This window comes from Bartonella sp. AA97HXZ, from assembly GCF_042196985.1.
Taxonomy (GTDB): domain Bacteria; phylum Pseudomonadota; class Alphaproteobacteria; order Rhizobiales; family Rhizobiaceae; genus Bartonella.
This window is the reverse complement of the sequence record NZ_JBHIRC010000005.1, coordinates 37,847-61,236: the sequence shown is the minus strand read 5'-3', so window position 1 is coordinate 61,236 and position 23,390 is coordinate 37,847. Positions and strand designations below refer to the sequence as shown.

General features: G+C 37.6%; 18 protein-coding genes and 1 pseudogene. 7 read left to right on the top strand and 12 right to left on the bottom strand.

Features of this window, described 5'->3' with window-relative positions:
- Positions 1-67 precede the first annotated feature (67 nt).
- On the bottom strand, positions 68-1,300 hold the full coding sequence (gene argJ / locus ACFINE_RS04340) for a bifunctional glutamate N-acetyltransferase/amino-acid acetyltransferase ArgJ (protein ID WP_375621186.1): 1,233 nt from the start codon (positions 1,298-1,300) through the stop codon (positions 68-70).
- Between the two features lie 129 nt (positions 1,301-1,429).
- Entirely contained in the window at positions 1,430-2,383 is a 954-nt protein-coding gene (locus tag ACFINE_RS04335; protein ID WP_375621185.1) for a peptidylprolyl isomerase, read from the bottom strand.
- 435 nt (positions 2,384-2,818) lie between these two features.
- Here ACFINE_RS04335 and secA point away from each other — a divergent pair, with 435 nt between their 5' ends.
- From secA to prmC, 4 genes and pseudogenes are all read left to right on the top strand, one after another.
- Positions 2,819-5,536, top strand: coding sequence for a preprotein translocase subunit SecA (gene secA, locus ACFINE_RS04330; RefSeq protein WP_375621184.1), 2,718 nt, complete (start codon positions 2,819-2,821; stop codon positions 5,534-5,536).
- Positions 5,475-5,967, top strand: a pseudogene (locus ACFINE_RS04325) (Fur family transcriptional regulator). The gene secA and the pseudogene ACFINE_RS04325 overlap by 62 nt, the downstream one beginning before the upstream one ends.
- 240 nt (positions 5,968-6,207) lie before the next feature.
- Positions 6,208-7,284: a peptide chain release factor 1 gene (prfA, locus tag ACFINE_RS04320; RefSeq protein WP_375621183.1), complete on the top strand. Its 1,077-nt coding sequence runs from the start codon at positions 6,208-6,210 to the stop codon at positions 7,282-7,284.
- Positions 7,281-8,147 carry a peptide chain release factor N(5)-glutamine methyltransferase gene (prmC, locus tag ACFINE_RS04315; protein ID WP_375621182.1) on the top strand — a complete coding sequence of 289 codons (867 nt, stop codon included), beginning with the start codon at positions 7,281-7,283 and terminating at the stop codon, positions 8,145-8,147. Before prfA ends, prmC begins: the two co-directional genes overlap by 4 nt.
- Here prmC and nrdF read toward each other — a convergent pair.
- Genes nrdF through nrdH form a run of 4 tightly spaced genes read right to left on the bottom strand, consistent with a single transcriptional unit; the run spans position 8,144 to position 11,884 of the window.
- Positions 8,144-9,118 (bottom strand): class 1b ribonucleoside-diphosphate reductase subunit beta, encoded by a 975-nt coding sequence (gene nrdF / locus ACFINE_RS04310; protein ID WP_273722534.1) that lies wholly within the window; start codon positions 9,116-9,118, stop codon positions 8,144-8,146. The two genes, prmC and nrdF, sit on opposite strands and share 4 nt — an antisense overlap.
- 11 nt (positions 9,119-9,129) lie before the next feature.
- A complete protein-coding gene (gene nrdE, locus ACFINE_RS04305; RefSeq protein ID WP_375621181.1) occupies positions 9,130-11,280 on the bottom strand; it encodes a class 1b ribonucleoside-diphosphate reductase subunit alpha in 2,151 nt (716 codons plus the stop codon).
- Positions 11,262-11,660, bottom strand: coding sequence for a class Ib ribonucleoside-diphosphate reductase assembly flavoprotein NrdI (gene nrdI, locus ACFINE_RS04300; RefSeq protein WP_375621180.1), 399 nt, complete (start codon positions 11,658-11,660; stop codon positions 11,262-11,264). Before nrdI ends, nrdE begins: the two co-directional genes overlap by 19 nt.
- A complete protein-coding gene (nrdH, locus tag ACFINE_RS04295) occupies positions 11,660-11,884 on the bottom strand; it encodes a glutaredoxin-like protein NrdH (protein WP_005774163.1) in 225 nt (74 codons plus the stop codon). The genes nrdI and nrdH overlap by 1 nt, the downstream gene beginning before the upstream one ends.
- A 682-nt stretch (positions 11,885-12,566) precedes the next feature.
- Between nrdH and ACFINE_RS04290 the strand changes: the two genes are divergently transcribed.
- Genes ACFINE_RS04290 through ACFINE_RS04280 form a run of 3 tightly spaced genes read left to right on the top strand, consistent with a single transcriptional unit; the run spans position 12,567 to position 15,120 of the window.
- Positions 12,567-13,319: an ABC transporter ATP-binding protein gene (locus tag ACFINE_RS04290; RefSeq protein ID WP_375621179.1), complete on the top strand. Its 753-nt coding sequence runs from the start codon at positions 12,567-12,569 to the stop codon at positions 13,317-13,319.
- A 3-nt stretch (positions 13,320-13,322) separates the two neighbouring features.
- Complete coding sequence (locus ACFINE_RS04285; RefSeq protein WP_375621178.1) at positions 13,323-14,192, top strand: metal ABC transporter permease; 870 nt, start codon at positions 13,323-13,325, stop codon at positions 14,190-14,192.
- Positions 14,193-14,202: 10 nt separating this feature from the next.
- Complete coding sequence (locus ACFINE_RS04280; RefSeq protein WP_375621177.1) at positions 14,203-15,120, top strand: metal ABC transporter solute-binding protein, Zn/Mn family; 918 nt, start codon at positions 14,203-14,205, stop codon at positions 15,118-15,120.
- 613 nt (positions 15,121-15,733) lie between these two features.
- Here the strand turns inward: ACFINE_RS04280 and ACFINE_RS04275 are convergent.
- The 6 genes from ACFINE_RS04275 to guaA all read right to left on the bottom strand — a co-directional run bounded on the left by ACFINE_RS04275 (position 15,734) and on the right by guaA (position 23,371).
- Positions 15,734-16,780, bottom strand: a complete 1,047-nt coding sequence (locus ACFINE_RS04275) for a sn-glycerol-3-phosphate import ATP-binding protein UgpC (RefSeq protein WP_375621176.1) — start codon at positions 16,778-16,780, stop codon at positions 15,734-15,736.
- A 2-nt stretch (positions 16,781-16,782) separates the two neighbouring features.
- Complete coding sequence (gene ugpE, locus ACFINE_RS04270; protein ID WP_375613289.1) at positions 16,783-17,634, bottom strand: sn-glycerol-3-phosphate ABC transporter permease UgpE; 852 nt, start codon at positions 17,632-17,634, stop codon at positions 16,783-16,785.
- 10 nt (positions 17,635-17,644) lie between these two features.
- Complete coding sequence (ugpA, locus tag ACFINE_RS04265; RefSeq protein ID WP_375621175.1) at positions 17,645-18,529, bottom strand: sn-glycerol-3-phosphate ABC transporter permease UgpA; 885 nt, start codon at positions 18,527-18,529, stop codon at positions 17,645-17,647.
- Positions 18,530-18,624: 95 nt separating this feature from the next.
- Positions 18,625-19,959, bottom strand: coding sequence for a sn-glycerol-3-phosphate ABC transporter substrate-binding protein UgpB (gene ugpB / locus ACFINE_RS04260; protein ID WP_375621174.1), 1,335 nt, complete (start codon positions 19,957-19,959; stop codon positions 18,625-18,627).
- A gap of 963 nt (positions 19,960-20,922) precedes the next feature.
- The gene (locus tag ACFINE_RS04255) at positions 20,923-21,645 is read right to left on the bottom strand and encodes a glycerophosphodiester phosphodiesterase (protein ID WP_375611843.1); all 723 of its coding nucleotides are present in this window, start codon (positions 21,643-21,645) and stop codon (positions 20,923-20,925) included.
- 169 nt (positions 21,646-21,814) lie between these two features.
- Entirely contained in the window at positions 21,815-23,371 is a 1,557-nt protein-coding gene (guaA, locus tag ACFINE_RS04250) for a glutamine-hydrolyzing GMP synthase (protein WP_375621219.1), read from the bottom strand.
- Between the last annotated feature and the right edge of the window lie 19 nt (positions 23,372-23,390).

Sequence of the window (23,390 nt, the reverse complement as noted above, 5' to 3'; positions counted from 1 at the left end):
CCTAAAAGAGCTCACATACCCCATTTGCTCTGAAAAATAATAAACTGTTAAATATAAAGTGCATCCATTAACTTCTGTAATCGCTATTGATCATAACGTACTCTTTTGTTAAATCGCAAGACCAAACCGTCGCCGTACTCTTACCCAAACCGATATCAACACGAATCGTGATGTGCTTACCTTGCATATAAGTACCTATTGTCTCTTCACAATACTCAGGATCTCGTACGCCATTCACGGCCACACGATGCTCACCAAACCAAATCGTCAATAGATCACGATCGACTTCAACACCGGCCTTCCCAACTGCCATAACGACCCGCCCCCAATTCGCATCTTCACCGGCAATAGCCGTTTTTACGAGCGGTGAATTTGCAATTGATAAAGCAATAGTTTTAGCTGCATTATTTGTTGTAGCACCCACCACATTAACCTCAATTAAATGACGAGCACCTTCACCATCACAAACAACTTGTAGTGCAAGTTCATGCAGAAGTGCACTCAATTGTTTCACAAAAACCCCATAACGCGGATCAGATTTACTTGTAAGACATGGAACATGTTCTTTCCCTGTCGCAAACAACATAAGCGTATCTGAAGTTGAGGTATCGCTATCAACAGTAATTGAATTGAAAGAACCCTCAACTGCCTCTAATAACATGGATTGGAGTGCATCCGAAGAAATGGTAGCATCACTAACCACAAATGACAGCATTGTCGCCATATCGGGTGCAATCATACCAGCACCTTTTGCAATTCCATTAATGGTAACACGCTCTCCCCCACAGTCAAAAGTGCGCGTCGCAAGTTTTGGAAATGTGTCCGTTGTCATTATGGCTTTTGCAGCTTCCAACCAATTTCCCTCTTCTGCTGTCTCTGTCATACTTGGTAAAAGATTGACAATACCCGATGCATCCATTGGCTCACCAATAACACCCGTAGAAGCTATAAAAATTTCATCTTCTCTAACCTTTAAAGCGTTCGCTGCTGCACAAATAATTGCATCGGTTGTGTGCTTTCCTTTGCTTCCTGTAAAAGCATTTGCATTTCCAGAATTCACAACAACACCCCTTGCAACCCCATGAGGAAGCGATGCACGACAATGCTCTACAGGTGCAGATGGACATTTTGAACGAGTAAAAACACCGGCCACACTCACTGGCTTATCGAATATGATGAAAAGAAGATCTGTACGATCTTTATATTTAATCCCAGCTTCAGCTGTTGCTATCCGTACACCAGATAATGGAGAAAGCTCTTGGATCTTTTGAGGCGACAAAGGAGAGATTTTCAAAACCACAATATGCTTTCTATAAAAAAATGAAATGATTGCAGATCAATAACCTCTCATAGAAAACTGCTAGGCTTTTTGAACAAAACTAACCTAGCAAATTATCTATTAAAGAGGCTATCTACTTATTTTTCCTAGCTATTCCGTATCTTCTTCATCAGATGTTTCATCGGGAAGTAGCGTCCCATTTTGATGAAGCGATTCCATGATTTTTGTAACATTAGGATCAGGGTATTTCACATCTATCTTGCTACGCAAATCAACAATCAGTTCTTGATAGCGCTTTTTTATTAGCTGTGTCCGCAACATCTCTTTAACATCATCAAATGCAGGCGGTTGTTTTACACGACGATCTTCTAATTTAATAATATGCCAACCAAAAGGACTTTCAACGGGTTGTTTTGTGTATTCGCCAACTTTCAAACCAAATGCGGCATCTTCAAAAGGCTTGACCATTTGACCATGGCTAAAATAACCAAGATCACCCCCAACGGCAGCAGAACCATCTGTTGAACTTTTCTTTGCAATCTCTTCAAAATTTTCGCCTTTATTTAAATGCTTAATGATAGCTTCTGCTTCTTTTCTCGTTTTGACCAAAATATGACGCGCTTTAACCTCATCCTCTTTAGGTAAAGCAGCAACTTCTTGCTTATAAAGAGCTTCCAAATCAGTATCCGATATTTTATCAACAATCGCCTGTTTAAAATAAAGCTGTTGAAGAACATTGTCACGCATGACTGCCATACGTTTATCGTAAGCTTCTGTCTTATCAAGACCTTTGCTTCTTGCTGCTTTTGCGAGGGCCTGCATATCTAAATAAGCTTTTAGAACCATCATACGGCGTTGTTCATCAGGAAAACGTGCTAAATTAGGATTTATTTCAAGCGCTAAATCATCCAATTGGCCTGCTGTAATATTTTTCCCATCAATAACCGCCATAACATGAGAAGGAGAAACGGCTTTTTCAGAAGTTTTCTCTAAAGTCTTTAAATCACTCGACGATGAATTCAAACCTTCTTGAGCACTCACCCCTAAACTTGTACTTGCCAATAAAGTTGATGCTAAAAAAAGCGTGATAAAGTTAAATTTCATAAATATACTCCTTAAAAATGAAGGCAGGTTCAAGATTCCAATTTTCTTTACCATAACACTTTAATCTTTAAACATAGAGAAATAAATTAGTAATTTTATTTTAAAAAAGTATAAAATTATCCTTTTATCTCAGTTTCTCCAATCCTATCTAATGCAGATGAAAAACATGATAATAGAGAAAAATGACATATTGTATCTTAAATTACTTTGTATTGTATCAGTTAAATAGCATACTTAAAGTTGACATAAAGCGCTTAGCCTCTTATCTCTACTTTACAATTAGAGTGAAAAATTGCACACCAGCAAGTATAATGGTACCATCTGCATTTCATGATGTCACTAATGATATCAGATAATTTGAAGAAAATGTAGAGTATGGGGAGAGCGTATGAATTACCCAACAAGAGTGACAACAATTAAAAGAAAGGGCCAGAGATGGTCAGTTTAGGTGTTTTTGCCCGTAAGTTTTTTGGTTCAGCTCATGAGCGACATCTCAAAGCACTCCGCCAAAAAGTTGCACAAATTAATGCTTTGGAAGAACAATTCGTAAAATTAAGTGATGAGCAACTTTGCCAAAAAACAGATGCCTTTCGTAAACGTCTTAGTGAAGGTGAGGGTGTTGATTTGCTCTTACCGGAAGCTTTCGCGACTGTTCGTGAAGCCGCAAAACGTGTTTATGACATGCGTCCTTTTGACGTACAACTTATTGGTGGAATGGTCCTTCACGACTGCGGCATAGCTGAAATGCGTACTGGTGAAGGTAAAACATTAATGGCAACTCTACCAATTTATCTCAATGCATTGGAAGGTAAAGGCGTTCATGTTGTGACAGTAAACGATTATCTCGCCAGTCGTGATGCTGAAACAATGGGGAAAATTTTTAGTTTTCTAGGGCTTACAACAGGCGTGATTCTTCATGATCTTGATAGTGATGCCCGCCGAGAAGCCTATGCATGCGACATCACCTATGCCACAAATAATGAACTAGGTTTTGATTATTTGCGTGATAATATGGCTTTCGATCATAGTCAAATGGTCCAACGTGGACATCATTACGCAATTGTTGATGAAGTTGATTCGATTCTTATTGATGAAGCCCGTACCCCCCTTATTATTTCTGGTCCTCTAGAAGATCGTACTGACTTCTATAACCTTATTGATACATTTATTCCTGCCTTAACTCCAGAAGACTATGAAATAGACGAAAAACAAAAAACAACGACCTTTACCGAAGTTGGTACTGAAAAAATTGAAAAAATGCTCGAACAAGCTGGGCATCTTAAAGGTGAGAGTCTTTATGACATAGAAAATGTCGCTATCGTTCATCATGTCAATAATGCTCTAAAAGCTCATAAACTCTTTGCTCGCGATAAAGATTATATTGTTCGCAATGATGAAATCGTTATTATTGACGAATTTACAGGGCGAATGATGCCTGGGCGGCGTTATTCTGAAGGACTTCATCAAGCGTTAGAAGCTAAAGAGCATGTTGTTATTCAACCAGAAAACCAGACACTTGCTTCCATCACTTTCCAAAATTACTTCCGTATGTATAGGAAATTATCTGGCATGACTGGAACTGCAACAACAGAAGCCGAAGAATTCAGAAATATTTATGGTCTTGACGTTGTCGAAATCCCTACAAATTTGCCAATACAACGTATTGATGAAGATGATGAGATTTATCGAACAGCAGAAGAGAAATATCGGGCAATTGTGCGTGATATCCGTCAAGCTCACGAAAAAGAACAGCCTATTCTTGTTGGAACAACCTCTATTGAAAAGTCAGAACAATTGGCAGAGCGTTTGCGAAAAGAAGGCATTACCGATTTTAGAGTCTTAAATGCTCGCTATCACGAACAAGAAGCATATATCATTGCGCAAGCAGGAGTTCCTAGAGCTCTCACCATTGCAACCAACATGGCAGGACGCGGTACGGATATACAGCTTGGTGGTAATGTTGAAATGCGCATCCGACAAGAGTTACAGGATATCCCAGAAGGTCCAGAGCGGACAGCTAAAATTGAAGAAATAAAAAAAGATGTTCAGAAGCTTAAAGAAAAAGCTTTAGCGGCTGGAGGGCTTTACGTTATCGCTACTGAACGTCATGAAAGCCGTCGTATTGATAACCAACTTCGTGGACGTTCTGGTCGCCAAGGCGATCCTGGTCGCTCAAAATTCTTTCTCTCTCTTCAAGATGATCTTATGCGTATCTTTGGCTCTAACCGTATGGATGGTATGCTGCAAAAACTTGGATTGAAAGAAAATGAAGCTATTATCCATCCATGGATTAATAAAGCCCTTGAAAAAGCACAAAAAAAGGTCGAAGCACGAAACTTTGAAATTCGTAAAAATCTGCTAAAATATGATGATGTCATGAATGATCAACGCAAGGTTATTTTTGAACAGCGTATGGAGGTCATGAACGCAGATGATTTATCAGAAATGATCCTTGAAATGCGTAATGAAGTCGTAGAGGATCTCGTAGAGGCTTATATTCCTTCAGGGACATATTCTGAAAAATGGGATGCAAAAACTCTTGAAGAAGAGCTTCAACAACTCTTTAATCTTGAGCTTCCAGTGGAAGAATGGGCAAAAGAAGATGGAATTGCCGAGGAGCAAATTCTAGAGCGTGTATCAGATGCTGTTACAAAACTTGAAAATGAGCGTACTGAACGATATTCTCCAGAAGTTATGGCTTATTTTCACAAAGCAGTATTGCTCGAAACTATTGACACGTTATGGCGTGAACATCTGGTAAGTTTAGACCATTTGCGTTCTGTTGTGGGTTTTCGTGGTTATGCACAACGAGATCCACTCAATGAGTATAAGACCGAATCTTTTGAACTCTTTCAAAGTATGCTAAGAAATTTGCGCCGGATTGTGACTTCTAAACTTATGCGCTTTGAAATTATTCAACAAACTACCGATCCGTCCCTGCCGGAACAAACTGGTGCTGATTCTTCTGTTTTTAATGATCAAAATCAAGAAAATACTCCACCATTATGGGCACGATCACAAGAAAATAGGTTTGTTAATCCACAAGACCGTGACCCCAATGATGTAAGCACATGGGGAAAAGTTGGACGCAATGAACGTTGTCCTTGCGGTTCAGAGAAAAAATACAAACACTGTCATGGAGCCTTTGTTTGAAAAGCAAACAGTGAACGATGAATAAAAAGCGAGACTATGAGCAAGAATTGCGCACAGCTGGTTTAAGAGTAACGCGCCAGCGGCGTGTTATTCTTGATATTTTGACTGATACAAATGATCACCCCAATGCATTTGAAATTTTTCAGCGTGCAAACAAAATAGATTCGAGTATTTCACTCTCAACAGTTTATCGAACCATGAAAATATTAGAAGGAAATGGAACAATTCACCGCCATACCTTTAGTGGTGGTCCATCTCGTTTTGAGCAAGCAGATGGGCAACATCATGATCATCTCATTGATATAGAAACAGGACAAGTTATCGAGTTTCATTCTGATATTATTGAAAAACTGCAGGAGGAAATTGCAAAATCCCTTGGCTATGATATTGTTCATCATCGTCTTGAACTTTACGGAAAAAAAAACTCTTAAAAAGATGATTATATGCCATGAGATGAAGATATCTCAGATAAATCGAATTTTATAAAAATTTACTTTTAAAATATAATAGTTTTCATTGGCAAAAAAGTTTTTCTGCTCTATTACCCCTTTTGGTATGATGCTATACAATAATTCATTGCCAGTGTTATAACAAAAAAACTGTTATAATGAGAAATGTTGCAACAAAATATTATAAAAAATTGTATTATGAAAAATTAGGCCAGTATTATCATGGTTTCTTTGCCACAAGATCGCATAAAACAGCTTGAAAAGCGCTTTGAAATAATTGAAAGCCAAATGACAACCAATCCAAATGCTGAAACATATGTCAAATTAGCTTCTGAATATGCAGAACTACAACCCGTTATTACCTCTATACGCGCATTAAATGCTCTTTACGAAGAGATTACAGAATTAGAAACGATTATCAACGATAAACAAACAGATATAGAGATGCGTAATCTTGCCCAAGAAGAGCTATCATCGTTATATAAAAAAGTAGAGCAATTTGAAAAAGAACTCCAGATTCTGCTTTTGCCTAAAGATGTTGCTGATGAAAAAAGCGCTATTATTGAAATTCGAGCAGGAACGGGTGGATCAGAAGCAGCACTTTTTTCCGGTGATCTTTTTCGCATGTATGAACGTTATGCCCATGCTCACCATTGGAAAGTAGAAGTTATTTCACTCAGTGAGGGGGAAGTTGGCGGATATAAAGAGATTATTGCTAGCATTTCAGGAAAAGGTGTTTTTTCTAAATTGAAATATGAATCAGGTGTCCATCGTGTGCAACGCATCCCTGAAACAGAGACAGGTGGACGTATCCATACATCTGCTGCTACCGTTGCTGTACTTCCAGAGGCTGAAGATATTGATATTGATATTCGTCCTGAAGATATTCGTATCGACACAATGCGTGCATCTGGAGCAGGAGGACAGCATGTTAATACAACGGATTCAGCTGTTCGTATCACGCATATTCCAACAGGAATTATGGTCGTACAAGCAGAAAAATCACAACATCAAAACCGAGCACGAGCCCTTCAAATTTTACGGGCACGCTTATTCGATATCGAACGACAAAAAGCGGAAAATGAACGTTCAGCTTCCCGTAAGAGCCAAGTTGGTTCTGGTGATCGTTCAGAACGCATTCGTACCTATAATTTTCCACAAGGACGCATCACGGATCACCGTATTAATCTAACCTTGTATAAGCTTGATCGCATTCTAGAGGGAGATCTTGATGAACTTCTTCATGCACTCATCTCAGATCATCAAACAACACTGCTGATGGAAATGGATAATAATTGAGCAAATATTCTTTCAAGAATGTTATCCAACAAATGCAAGAAAAATTGCGCACGAAAGGGATTGCTGAAGCCGATCTCGATGCGAGAATACTCGTTGAATGGATAACAGGAATAAATGCTGCTGAAAGAATTTCTAAACCAGATATGCATCTATCTTCTGAGCATATTATACAAATAGAACAGGCTTTACAACGCCGTATTGCAGGCGAACCCATTTACCGTATTATAGGAGCACGAGAATTTTATGGTATATCTTTTACGTTGTCTCAAGAGACGTTAGAACCTCGCCCTGATACAGAAACGCTGATAGATCTTGTTCTCCCTTTTCTCCAAAAACAGATCAAAAACTCGAGAAAAATAACACTCCTTGATATGGGGACAGGAAGTGGCGCCATTGCCATTGCCATTCTTAAACAAATTCCACAATCCTATGCAGTCGCTGTCGATATTTCTGAAGATGCCCTTAAAACAGCGACAAAAAATGCAAAAAATGCTGAAGTAATACATCGCTTCACACCTCTTCTTAGCGATTGGTTTGATTCTGTCACTGGTCACTTTGATTTTATTGTTTCCAATCCACCTTATATTCCCGCAAAAGATATCAAAAAACTTGCAAAAGAAGTGCGCTTACATGATCCATTGCGCGCTCTTGTCGGTGGAAAAGATGGTCTTGATTTTTATCGAAAGCTCGCCCATGAAGCAGCCAACTACTTAAAAGAAAACGGCACTATCGCTGTTGAAATTGGTTACTCTCAAGAAAAAGAAGTATGCAATTTGTTTGAAACAAATGGCTTTCAATGTTTAGAAATGCGCAAAGACCTCAGTGGAATACCCCGCGCACTTCTATTTGCATGCAAACATTAAAATTCCCAATCATCATCCGTAGTAGCAACCGCCTTGCCAATGACATAAGAAGAACCTGCCCCTGAAAAAAAGTCATGATTTTCGTCAGAGTTTGGTGATAAAGCTGCCAAAATAGCGGGATTAACACGACAAACCTCAGGGGGGAAAAGAGCTTCAAAACCTAAATTCATTAAAGCCTTGTTAGCGTTATAATGAAGAAAAATTTTAACATCTTCTGTCAATCCAAGCGCATCATAAAGATCTTCAGTATATTTGCACTCGATGTTATAAAGATCAAAGAGCAGGTTAAAAGCAAAATCTTTAATTTCTTGTCTTTTGGCTTCATCAAGCTTTGCAAAGCCCAATTGGAATTTATAACCTATATAATAACCATGGACTGCTTCATCACGAATGATTAGTCGAATAAGATCTGCTGTATTGGTCAACTTAGCGCGACTGGCCCAATACATGGGCAAATAAAAACCAGAATAAAATAAAAAGCTTTCCAGCAAAGTCGAAGCAATTTTTTTCTTAAGTGGATCATTTGCTTCATAACGCTCAAGTACTAATCTAGCCTTTTTCTGCAAATGAATATTTTCTTCTGACCATCTAAACGCATCATCAACTTCTACCGTCGAACAAAGGGTTGAAAAAATAGAGGAATAAGAACGTGCATGAACCGCTTCCATGAAGGCAATATTCGTCAAAACTGCCTCCTCATGCTCTGTTATCGCATCAGCCAGAAGCGAAATGGCTCCTACAGTGTTTTGAATTGTATCGAGAAGCGTTAGTCCTGTAAAAACACGAATCGTTAGCTTGCGTTCTTCATCCGTTAAGCTTGACCATGAGGGAATATCATTGGAAAGTGGAACTTTCTCAGGTAACCAAAAATTCCCAGTTAAGCGGTTCCATACTTCAAGATCTTTCTCATCATGTAATCTATTCCAATTAACAGCACACACAACAGGATTTTTGGTTGTAATCTTTGTCATATGATGATCTCCTATAAACTGCACGAAACACAGCCATCAACTTCTGTTCCACTTAATGCTACTTGCCGTAATCGTACATAGTAAATACTCTTGATACCCTTTTTCCAAGCATAAATTTGTGCGCGGTTAATATCACGTGTGGTCGCTGTATCAGGAAAAAATAATGTTAATGAAAGACCTTGATCAACATGCTGTGTTGCAGCAGCATAGGTATCTATAATTTTTTCAGGACCAATCTCATAAGCATCTTGGTAAAAATTCAAATTCGTATTATCCATATAAGGAGCGGGATAATAAACGCGCCCAATTTTTCCTTCTTTGCGAATTTCAATTTTTGAAGCAATTGGATGAATGGAAGAAGTGGCATGATTAATATAGGAAATAGATCCCGTAGGTGGAACTGCCTGCAAATTGCGGTTATAAAGCCCATACTCAATAACTAATTTTTTGAGTTCCTGCCAATCCTTTTGATCTGGAATAACAATATTATTCCGTGCAAAAAGCTCTTGCACAAGCGGAAATTGCGGTTTCCATTCTTTTTCAATATATTTTTCGAAAAAACGTCCATCTGCATAAGCTGATTTTTCAAACCCTGCAAACATTTCTTGACGTTCGTGCGCAATTAAATTGGAAGCCCGTATGGCGTGATATGTCACAATATAAAAATAGATATTGGTAAAATCAATCGCTTCTGGAGACCCATAATAGATCTGCTCACGCGCTAGAAACCCATGCAAATTCATTTGTCCCAAACCAATCGCATGACTTTCAGTATTGCCTTTCGCAATGGAAGGCACACAAGCAATATTGCTCATATCCGAAACAGCAGTAAGAGCACGAACAGCAGATTCCACGGTCTGTCCAAAATCAGGACTTTCCATTGCATTGGCAATATTCATGGATCCAAGATTGCAGGATATATCACTTCCAATCGTGCGATAAGTTAAATCTGTCTCCAGTTCACTCGCCTCACTCACCTGCAAAATTTCTGAACATAAATTGCTCATACTTATGCGCCCAGCTATCGGATTCGATCGATTAGCAGTATCCTCAAATAAAATATAGGGATAACCGGACTCAAATTGAATTTCCGCTAATGTCTGGAAAAAAACGCGTGCATTTATTTTCTTTTTACGAATCTTTGCATTATCAACAAAAGAACGATAATGCTCCGTTAAAGAAATATCGCTAAAGGGCTTACCTGTCACACGCTCGATGTCATACGATGAGAAGAGATACATATCCTCATTATTCCGTGCAAGCTCAAAAGTAATATCAGGAATAACGACACCAAGCGAAAGCGTTTTAATTCTAACTTTTTCATCAGCATTTTCACGCTTTGTATCCAAAAACTTCATAATATCTAAATGATGAGCATGCAAATAAACAGCTCCAGCCCCCTGTCGTGCCCCAAGCTGATTGGCGTAAGAAAAAGAATCTTCTAAGAGTTTCATCACCGGTAAAACACCTGAGGACTGATTTTCTATTTGCTTAATTGGCGCCCCTGCTTCCCGCAAATTCGTTAAACAAAGCGCTACACCTCCACCACGTTTTGAAAGCTGCAAAGCCGAATTAACCGAACGACCTATCGATTCCATATTATCTTCAACACGTAGCAAAAAACACGAAACCAATTCACCTCGTTGTTTTTTCCCAGCATTTAAAAATGTCGGTGTTGCCGGTTGAAAACGTCCTGTAATAATTTCATCCACAAAACTTTCAGCAAGAGCTTTATTCCCTTGTGCCAAATATAAAGCTACAAGACAGACGCGATCTTCATAACGTTCAAGATAACGTTTCCCATCAAAAGTTTTCAGTGTATAGCTGGTATAATACTTAAATGCGCCTAAAAAGGTAGGAAAACGAAACTTAAATGCATAAGCACGTTTAAAAAGCTTTTTAATAAAAGAAAAATCATAAAGCTCAAATAAAGCTTTTTCATAATAACCTTCTTCTATTAAGTAATCTATTTTTTCCTTCAGGTTATGAAAAAAAACTGTATTTTGATTAACATGCTGAAGAAAATATTGCCGCGCAGCAAGCCGATCCATATCAAATTGAATATGACCATTTTCATCATAAAGATTAAGCATCGCATTCAACGCATGATAATCAGTAATCTGATCCGATTTCTGCGATTGTCCTATACCAATTGTTTCCAAAATCTTTCCAATCCCTTTTTTACATAAATAACGTCTTCATCAGTTCCACGCAGCTCAAAACGATAAAGGCAAGGTACACAACATTTTTCAGCAATAATTTTACTTGCTAGATTATAATAGCGACCAAAATTACGATTCCCACCGCCAATAACACCACGAATTAATTTTCGGTTCTCAGCTTCATTAAGAAACTGGACAACGGCTTTCGGCACGGCCCCTCTTCCTTCGCCATCTGCATATGTAGGAACAACCAATACATAAGGTTCACCAACCAATGCAGAAGGCTTTTTTTTATCAATTTTGAAGAGTCGTTGCCCAAGCTGCGAGACAAAATGTTCTGTATTACCCGTTGCACTCGAATAATAAACAATAAGCCCCATTAAGCACAAAGACCACTAATCATATCTGGTCTAAAACCAGACCAATGATTTTCACCACAAACAACGACAGGAACCTGACGATACCCCAGAGATTGAACAAAACTGTATGCTTGTTCATCACAAGAAATATCAACAACACGATAATGAATGCCTTTTGCATCAAAAGCGCGGCGTGTAGCATCACATTGGACACAAGATGGTTTGCTATAAATAGTGATCGACATTTTCTTCAACTTTCACAATTCCAAACAATCAACCCTGAAAGGTCAATCTAATAATTTTATAGGTACTCAAGAATAACAAAAAATAGAAATTGTACGCAAAACATGTGGTTATTTTCAAATAATACACAGCTTCCTGAACATAACAGAATTCCTCTCATCAAATAACTTCAAACACTATGATGAGAATAAGCGATTATTCTACAACTTAAATGGCAAAGCCCCCTAGTTATAAAACAATCTTTTGCTTGCATTACAATTCCCTCCTGCTGTCTAAAAAACTAATGTTCTAAACTACCGTTTTTCAAGAGCTCTGTTTGCTCTTTTACGGCAAAAATCAATTACAAAAACGAAAGGAAATCCTTCCAAAAGAGACCCTTCAGTAAAAATACTGCTATACCTTTGGCCAATAAACTCTTTACAATAATGGAAATAACTTAGATACCAAACGAAACACACTAACACCCTCTCTTGTGCTTATTTAGAATCACCAATCATTTTGATACTATATATAGTATATACTCTCTCTCTTTCGTCAAGGTGAATTCAATTATTATTTTTAATTTTCCACGATCTTCCCACTAAAATTTTCAGTACTCAAAACTATGTAATAATATAACATTTTGTTGACAAACGTTATATTATTACATAGTTTCCAAAATAATAAGTAACGATGGTAAAAAATATGGATCTGTACTTCAATAAGACAACATTAGGCTATAGGAATAGAATAGCAATAAAGAACTTTTCAGCAAAGTTAAAAGCTGGTTCATTGGTTGCAATAACAGGTGATAATGGCGCTGGAAAATCGACACTGCTAAAAGCCATCGCCGGATTGATTAAACCTCTTAAAGGAAAAATTACAAAACCAAAAAAAAGCCGCATTGCTTATCTTGCTCAGCAATGTGATGTGGATAAAACATTTCCAATTGATGTGAAAACGCTTGTAAAAACAGGACTGTGGTCTTTTTGTGGATTATGGAAGAATCAGCGCCCTTATGATTCTAAGATTCAAAATGCTCTTAAAATGGTTGGGCTTACAGAACTCGCACCCCGTTCGCTTGAAACATTATCAGGCGGGCAATTACAACGCGCTCTTTTTGCACGTATCATTGTACAAGATGCCAATATTATTTTACTTGATGAACCTTTCAATGGTGTAGATCATAATACCCAAAAAGACCTTCTTGCTCTGATCACATACTGGCAACAGCAAGGACGCACAATTCTCACAGCACTCCATAACCCTCTCATCGTGCAAGAATTTTTCCCCCAAATGATTCAAATTGATCAACAAAACGCCTTTTATGGAGAAACAACACAGTTTTTAAACAACACCCTTCATCACGTTATGCCACCTCTCACATCCAATTCTTTTCCTATTAGCGCACAAAAACAAAATCTTCTCATCAATGATCCTCTCTTTCTTAGGTTATAAGACGTGTATACATTTTTTCTTGCCCCCTTTGTTGATTTCCAATTTATGCAAAACGCCCTTATCGGTTCTATTTTTCTGTCTATTAGCGCTTGTCCTGTTGGTGTATTTTTGATGCTCCGTGGAATGAGCTTGACAGGAGATGCTATCTCTCATGCCATTCTTCCTGGTGTTGCAATTGCTTTTCTGATTTGTGGTTTTTCCCTCATATCTATGACACTTGGTGGCATCTTCGCTGGTCTTATTGTTGCTTTAGCAACCATTTTGATTTCACGAAACAGCTTTCAGAAAGAAGATGCATCCATGACCGTCTTTTATCTTATTGCACTCGCAGCAGGTGTTATTATTATCTCACTGAAAGACTCAACAATTGAGCTGCTTCATCTCTTATTCGGATCGGTTCTTGCACTTGATGCACAAGCCCTTTGGTTAATCGCTACTATAATGCTGATTACACTCTGCAGCCTTTGTATTTTTTGGCGTGCACTCGTTTTAGAAAGCTTTGATCCCCTCTTTTTTAAATCACTCTCTCCATTGAGTAAATATATTCATATTTCATTGCTTGGACTTGTGGTGTTGAATCTGGTTGGAGGCTTTCAATCACTAGGAACATTACTTTCCGTTGGTATTATGATGATTCCAGCCATTACAGCCCGTTTTTGGTTTTCACGGCTAGGCCCTATTTGCGCGCTTTCCACTCTTTTTGGAATCATTTCTAGCGTATGTGGTCTCTTGCTTTCTTTTCATCTTTCACTTCCCTCCGGCCCTGCTATCATCATTACCGCAGGATTTATTTATCTTGTTTCCTGTTTGATAAGTCCACGTGGCTTTATTGTAACATGGTTTCCCCACCTCTTTTATACCTCCTCACTTTAAGGAAAAAAATGTGCCTAAGTTTGCTCAAAAATTTGTTCTTCTTGGAGCTTTATTGCTTGCCCTTTCTCCATTTTCTGCTTCTGCACACAATAAAATCAAAGTTGTTGCGAGCTTTTCTATTCTCGCAGATCTCGTAAAAAATGTAGGAGACAACCATATCTCTATGACCACTTTTGTAGGTCCAAATGCGAATACCCACACTTATGAACCTACCCCCCATGATGCTCAGGCTCTTAGAAATGCTCAAATTATTTTCATCAACGGGCTTCATTTAGAAGGATTTATTGATCGCCTCATTACAGCAAGTGGGACAAAAGCACTTCTTGTCGAAGTTAGCGCTAACATTCCTTCCCTCAAAATGAAAAATCAAGAACATAATGCCCATCACCACCACAGCGTTATTGATCCACACGCTTGGCAAACAATTCCCAATGTCAAAATCTATGTGAAGAATATCGCTGCTGCTTTTTGTAAAATCGATCCACAATCCTGTACCAGCTACAAAAAAAATGCCGAAACCTACATCCAAAAACTTAAAATAGCACAAGATACCCTGAAAACAAAAATTGCTGCCATTCCTAAAGATAAACGTATCATTATCACATCTCATGACGCGTTTGGCTATTTTGCCAAGGAATATGGTTTTACTATCCTTGCCCCTCAAAGTGCTTCAACAGAAGCTGAAGCAACCGCAGCCGATGTTGCCAAGCTTATCCAACAAATTAAAGCGAATAAAGCAGCTGCCCTATTCGTTGAAAATATCTCTAATCCCCGTCTCATAAAACAGATTGCAAAAGAAACAGGTTTAACAATTGGTGGAACACTTTATTCTGATGCATTGTCAAACAAAAATGGCCCTGCAGCAACTTATCTCGATATGATGGAACATAATGTAAATACCATCATTGATGCTATCACGAAACCTTAAAAAATCTTCTACGAAAGAGAGAAGAAAAAAATTCATAAAATCATAGATCTATGATTATGTTACCAATAATACTCAATCCTCATGATTGGTGACAATGATATAAAACAAAGTTGATTTTACAGAAAAAATTTATACCCTATAGATGCTAAAATGGATCAAAGTTAAGATATAAGGTGCATAGTGCCATCATCTATGAATAATTTTCTCTCTCTATTTTTCTTATTCATTCTTTATAAGATACATAAATTATTACATCAGGAAATAGATAATAATAGATTGTTTTTTATTGATAAAGTACCTTTCTAAATGAGAAGAAATATGGTTAATAAATGGTTATTATCTCTTGATGTTTTTCTACAATGAAAAGAACTTTATTATGTTTGATGTTTGAAAATAATATTCTTCTTATAGACCATAAAAGTGCAAGATTTCATTATATGAGCGTTTCGAATATTCTCAACATCATGTGACAATGAACCATTACCAAAACTTTTAAAATTTTATTTTTAATCTCATCGGTTATACTCTGATTTTGTGAATGTAATCGAGAAAGTCAAAATACAACATTATCATGACGCAGCATAAAAGAGAGTCGTATCACATCAATTAATGCTTACTTATTATTTGTGCGCTTTCCTGTGTTTTTATTAAAAGTATGAAAATTCTGATGAGCAACAGTGAAACTTAGTTTTTGACCATAGTCGTGTGTCAAGCGTTCTTTTATTTCAATCGTAAAGATGATACCATTCCAACGCGTTAAAACATGGCAACCTGTTCCAATAAGCTTGATAAGCTCAATTTTTGTGTGAAAGACAGGCCCTTTATCTGGATGTTGGCCCAATAAGATTATTTCAGGTCTGAATGCTAAAAGATCAGTTTCTTCACCATAAGAAAATGAATGCCCTAAATGTTGTTCTAAGACATGGCGATCAAGAAAATTCATAGGAGGAGAACCAATAAAATCAGCAACAAATGTTGTTGCTGGAGTATCGTAAATTTCCATTGGTGTTCCAATTTGCTCGATAGCTCCTTTATTCAAAACGACTATTCTATCAGCTAATGTCATAGCTTCTAGTTGATCATGGGTAACATAGAGGCTCGTTGTTCCTAATGAACGCTGTAGTGTTTTTATTTCAATACACATTTGCGCCCGTAATTTTGCATCAAGATTTGAAAGAGGTTCATCAAAGAGAAAAACACGGGGTTGACGTACAATCACACGCCCCATTGCAACACGCTGACGTTGTCCTCCTGATAATTGTCGTGGTTTACGATCAAGAAATGGTTCTATCTCCAAAAGCTTTGCAGCATGTGCGATACGTTTTTTAATTTCTTCTTTAGGAGTTTTACGATTTTTAAGACCATATTCTAAGTTTCCACGAACTGTCATATGGGGATAAAGGGCATAATTTTGAAAAACCATAGCGATATCACGATCAGCTGGTTCACGATCATTGATACATTCGTTATCAATGCATAATTCACCTGAGGTAACTTGTTCAAGTCCTGCTATAATACGTAATAAGGTCGATTTTCCGCACCCTGAAGGACCGACAAGAACAAGAAGTTCTTTATCGGCAACAGTTAAGTTTAAATCATCAATGACCAGAATGCCGTTGTCATACTGTTTTTTTATATTTGATAACTGGATTATGGCCACAATTACTTCTCCGTTTCAATAAGGCCTTTGATAAAAAGCCGCTGCATGAAGATAACAACAAGAACAGGAGGAACCATGGCAACAACCGATACTGCCATGAGTATATTCCATTGAGGATCATGTTGAAGTGATTCGACAATAAGCTGTTTTAAAATAATAAGGATCGTTTGATGATTTTGATCCGTTGTGATGATAAGAGGCCAGAGATATTGTATCCATCCATAAATGAACATAATGATAAATAAAGCAGCGATATTGCTTTTACTAAGAGGAAGAAGAATATCCTTAAAAAATTTAACTGGACCTGCACCATCAACACGTGCCGCCTCTAAGAGTTCATCTGGAACAGTCAAAAAAAACTGGCGAAATAAAAATGTAGCGGTTGCAGATGCAATAAGTGGAATAATCATTCCACTATAGGTGTTGACCATCCCCAATTTTGCAACAATCTCATAGGTTGGAAGAATACGAACTTCGACAGGGAGCATCAATGTAACAAAAATAAGAACAAAAGCAGTTTTTCGGAAGGGAAAGCGCATGTAAATAATTGCATAAGCAGACAAAAGTGAAATAATAATTTTTCCAACGCTAATCCCAAGAGCCATAATGAATGAATTCATTAAGAGTGGCCAGAGGTTGGGCAAACCCAGCTGTGCAAGGCCATCACCAAAGATTGTTTTATAATTTTCCAGAGCATATTTCCCAGGCAAAAGAGGAAGTGTTCCTGAGTTAAATGCTGCTGAACTATGAGTTGATGCAATGATAGCAACATAAACTGGAAAGCAAATAATGATAATACCAACAATGAGAATAATATGGGTTAGAAATTTCAAAACAGGGCGATTTTCAACCATAATTTGTTTCCTAATATTGTACACGGCGCTCAATCCAGCGAAACTGGATAAACGTTAAGACAATAACCATCAACATCAATATTGTTGATTGTGCTGCTGATGCACCGATTATTTGATTTCTAAAGCCATCGTCATATACTTTATAGACGAGGATGCTCGTTGCACGCGCAGGACCTCCAGAAGTTGTATTATCAATAATACCAAAAGTATCAAACATAACATAATTGACATTGACAATAAGAAGGAAAAACGTCGTTGGTGAAATTTGCGGGAAAACCACTGTCCAAAATCGTTTAAAGGGACCAGCACCATCAATGGCGGCTGCTTCTATTTGAGAACGCGGAACAGACTGAAGACCTGTAAGAAAAAAGAGAAAATTATAAGAAATTTGTTTCCAACTAGCCGCAATGACAATAAGAATCATTGCTTGAGTGCCATTAATACGATAATTCCATAGCACCCCTATTTTCTCGAGAAAAAAAGGGATAATTCCGATGGTGGGATGAAAGATAAACAGCCACAATATACCTGCCAATACTGGAGCAACAGCATAGGGCCAGAGCAAAAGCATTGTATAAGCCTTTTTTGCACGTATGACACGATCAACACAGACAGCTAAGAGAAGTGATATTGTCATTGAAGCGACAGTAACTGAGATGGAAAATACTGCGGTTGTAAGAAGCGATTGCCGATAAGTAGGATCAGAAAGAACGGTTAGATAATTCTCAAAACCAATAAAGGTTGTTGTAAAGCCAAAAGGGTCTTCACGCTCAAAAGATGATTTTATTGCTTGGGCAGCAGGCCAAAAGAAAAACAAAAAAGTCACAAGAAGCTGAGGAAAAAGCAATCCGTAAGAAAGTAGACTATTTTTAAAATATGCATGTTTTTCTTGCATTCGTAGGGCTCTTTAAATGTAGAGACTTTAAAAAAGTAAACAAAAAGGACTCAACCGTTTTTGTTGAGTCTTTAATGTTTAACAATAAAACGAAATTAATGATTAGATCTTTCAAATTCACGCAAGAGTTTATTTCCACGTTCAACGGTCTCATCTAAACCATCTTTCGGCGTTTTTGAACCACTAAGAACAGCTTCCAACTCTTGATCAAGAATGGCACGAATTTGTGGTAAATTACCAAATCTTATCCCTTTTGAGTTAACTGTTGGTGGATTAAGATTAATCTGTTTGATAGCTATATCCGCACCTAGCGTTTTTTCATAGAAATGTTGTTTTTTGCTCAATTCATAAGTCGCTTTTGTGGTTGGGAGATAACCTGTTTCCTGATGCCATTTTGCTTGATTTTCTGTTTTTGAAAGAAATTTAAGAAAAGCGGCTGCCCCTGCATATTCCTTTGGAGTATGTCCCTTAAACGCCCAAATAGAAGCTCCCCCAATAACTGAATTTTGTGGTGCTCCTTCTGTATCCTTATAGTACGGTAGCATACCAACCCCCACATTAAACTGCGCTTCAGAAACAATCCCAGCATGTGATCCTGAAGATTGCATAAAAATTGCACAATTTTGTGCCATAAACATTGGTGTTGAATCTAATGCACCTGCTGGACCACCGTAACGGAAAATACCTTGATCAGACCACTTTTTCAGGTCAGTCCACATACGCACTTGTAAAGGTCCATTAAATGTAAGTTCTGAATCAAGTCCTTTGAAGCCATTTTCCTTCGTTCCAAAAGGAACATTATGCAACGCTGAAAAATTTTCTATACCAATCCATTGAGCGGCATAAGCCATTGTAAAACCACAAGTCGCCGCTTTAGTCTCAAGAATTTTCTTGGAAAAGTTTTCTATATCTTGCCATGTTCTAGGAGGCTGTTCTGGATCAAGCCCTGCTTTTTTAAAGATATCTTTGTTATAATAAAGGATGGGTGTTGAAATATTAAATGGCATAGAGACGATACGTCCCTGTTCATCGGAGTAATAACCACTAATAGCAGGGAAATAATCTGTAGGATCAAATTCTTGTTTTGTATCAGCCATAAGTTGATAAAATGGGTAGATTGCGCCTTTTGCAGCCATCATAGTTCCAGTACCAACGTCATAAATTTGAGCAAGTACTGGCTGTTTCTTTCCACGAAATGCTGCAATGAGTGAAATCAATCCCTCTTCATATTCACCGCGAAATGAAGAAACAACTTTATACTCAGATTGACTTGCATTAAAATCGTTAATGAGACTTTCAGTTTGCTTTCCTAATTCACCACTCATAGAATGCCAAAAGCTGATTTTTGTCTGTGCAAAACTTTCTGTCATCCCCGCTGTGGACATTATGATAGCAACCGTGGCCGCTATGGAAAGATAAAAACGACTCATGCTTCACCCTTTCTGAAGTGATGGAATACAAACTACCCCTAAATTTATAGTATTACACATGAACATGCTATGACTGTTTTATTTCAGAAACATATTCTCTCATTTAAACAGGAACCACTTAAAGGTCAAATGAATTTGTTTAAATTTATTTATTTTCTTTTATAAGCTTTCTTATGTATTCACGAAATACGCGTTTGTAACTATCTGAAAAAAGTGAGATGGCTTAAATAAGCAAAGTCACTTGGTAAAAAGATATGGATCGTAAATATCATTCAATGACTATTTTAATATCTGGATTTACTTTTTTAAAAAGAATTGTTTATTCTTTTATTATTTGTCTTATAACTTTCGGCTTATAACTTTAACACGATGCTGCTACTGAATTTAAAGAAGAGACAAATAGAATTTTTTTAAAATTAAGAAAATCATTTTGAAGCGCTTAATAGCCTCTTTCCCTGTAACAAGGTCACACCCCTCACGCAAAACAAAATGACACTGTATGACCAATTTCCATGCTGTTAAAAAATCTTTCAATACATCTACATTTCATGATAGAACCTATAAAATAAGCCCTAAAGCCTCTCCATTAAAGTATATAAGACTTTTTGTATGCCATCATTTTTACACTTCATAAAAGTGCAAAACGACATCATCATGTGCGACCCTAATGCTTAAACAAGCCTTGCATTTGAAATATGTTAAATGAATATTTTTATTCTTTTCTCAATCATTTTTTATCCACACTCCAACCCTGCTTGTAATGTTCAAACGAATGATTTTGATTGATTCATTGTAAAAATATTTTAAATAAGAGAATCTTACGTATTAAGGTCTCTTACTCACATGAGTAAAATATTAATTATGATTATAATCAATGTATTATTGTTATATATTAGATAATTTTTCTTCTTTCATTACGCTAACTTTATGAAGATATATAGTTCCTTTTGTGTTGATGTATTTTTACCTTTGTGCACACAATTGTAATGCGAGATCAGGTTGATCTGTCGTAATATAATGTACAGGCATATCAAGCCAATATGATAACCGAGCTTTTCCATTAATTGTCCATACCCCTACAGTAAAACCAGCCTCAAGAGCAGATTCAATAAAGTTCTGTGAAACAATAGAGCCATCTAAACTTAGATCAGAATAACCTAATTGCTTCCATTCAGAAAAATGACGGTACATATCACCTTCAAAATTATCAACACATGGACCAGATGGTATTCCTGCTTCAATAAAAGGACGAAGGATAAAAGGATCAAAACTAATTGCAGAAACCCGTTCTGATAAATTTCGGCTTTTTATTAGCGCAAGCGCTTTTTGGGATAATATTGTTTCGCGCTCCACTTCACCGCATGTCTTGATTTCAAGATGCAATGCAACATTCGTTGGTGCTAAAAGATCAAGCACTTCTTCTAATAAGGGAGGTGCTTCTTGGCTTCCTTTTACGCAGAGTTGTTTGCGCGTTTCATTATCAATGTCGTGAATATACCCCTTTTTTCCAACCAATTGGTCTAGACGGAAGTCATGAAAGACAACCACTTCACCGCTTTTCAGCAAATGAACGTCGCATTCAACTTCATCAACACCTAACGCTATAGCATTATTAAATGCCGAAAGGGTATTTTCAGGATAAAGATGAGCTCCTCCACGGTGTGCAACAATTTTTTTCTCAGACATGCAAAATCCCACACTTCTCAATTTTAAACGATATTGACGTACAGATTGCCAGATAAAGGCTTATATCATATGAAAATACACAATCATTTTTAAATGATTTTTTCTACACTTTTCGAATATCAAACCCTCAGTCATATTTTATTCTTAAAAGACTTATCCTTCATTTTAATTATTCCCATTCAATAGTACTAGGAGGCTTTGAGGTTACATCATATACAACACGATTAATCCCTCTAACTTCGTTAATAATACGTGCTGCTGTCTTACTTAAAAACGCCATATCATAAGGATAAAAATCAGCAGTCATTCCATCTACAGATGTGACGGCGCGAAGAGCACAAACAAATTCATAAGTGCGACCATCCCCCATCACGCCAACAGTTTGAACAGGAAGAAGAACAGCAAAAGCTTGCCAAATTTCGTCATAAAGACCAGCTTTATGGATTTCCTCAAGATAAATAGCATCTGCTTCACGTAAAATTTCTAATTTTTCACGTGTTACAGCACCTGGACAGCGAATTGCAAGACCGGGACCTGGAAAAGGATGGCGACCAATAAACTGCTCTGGTAATCCTAACTCTCGCCCTAGCAAGCGAACCTCATCCTTAAAGAGCTCACGTAACGGTTCTACAAGTTTCATCTTCATCTGTTCTGGTAGCCCACCCACATTATGATGGCTTTTAATGGTTACCGTTTCACCAATAGCAGAAACACTCTCAATCACATCTGGATAAAGTGTTCCTTGTGCTAAAAACTCTGCACCTCCTATTTTTTTCGTTTCTTCTTCAAAAACTTCAATAAAAAGGCGACCAATTGTTTTGCGTTTTTTTTCTGGATCTGTCTCACCTTTTAAAGCATTAAGAAACACATCAGCAGCATTAACGTGAATAAGCTCTATATTATAGTGATCACGAAAGAGCGTGAGAACTTCTTCAGCTTCATTCTTGCGCATCAGCCCATGGTCTACCAAAATACATGTCAGTTGATCTCCTATAGCTTCATGAAGGAGTACCGCTACAACAGATGAATCCACTCCCCCTGAAAGACCACAAATCACACGACTTTTCCCAACTTTTTGTCGTATCGTAGCAATTGCCTGCTCACGATAAGAAGCCATTGACCAATTGCCTTTAATAGCAGAGATCTTATGAACAAAATTTTGCAAAAGTTTTGTACCATCCGGTGTATGGATAACTTCAGGATGAAACTGTACCGCATAAAAATGTCTTTTTTCATCCGCAATAGCCGCATAGGGAGCTCCTTTTGAGGTTCCTATGACACGAAAACCTTCTGGTAAAGCTGCCACACGGTCACCATGGCTCATCCATACTTGATAACGAGAACCTTTTTCCCACACTCCATCAAAAAGGGCACTCTCTTCTTGCACTTCCAAAAAAGCACGCCCAAATTCACGCTCATGTCCAGCTTCAACCTTTCCTCCAAGCTGAATACACATGACTTGTTCACCATAGCAAATACCCAGAATCGGAACACCCGCCTCAAAAATTTCCATTGGAGCACGCGGAGAGCCCTCATCAATAACGGAATAAGGACTCCCTGATAAAATAATAGCTTTAGGATTTATGCGGCGCACAGCTTCTAAAGCCAATTGAAAAGGAGCAATTTCACAATATACCCCCATTGCTCGTACCCGTCGTGCAATAAGTTGTGTAACTTGTGAACCAAAGTCAATAATAAGAACAGTGTCTGGATGTGATATGCTCATAGAAAACCAATCAACAATT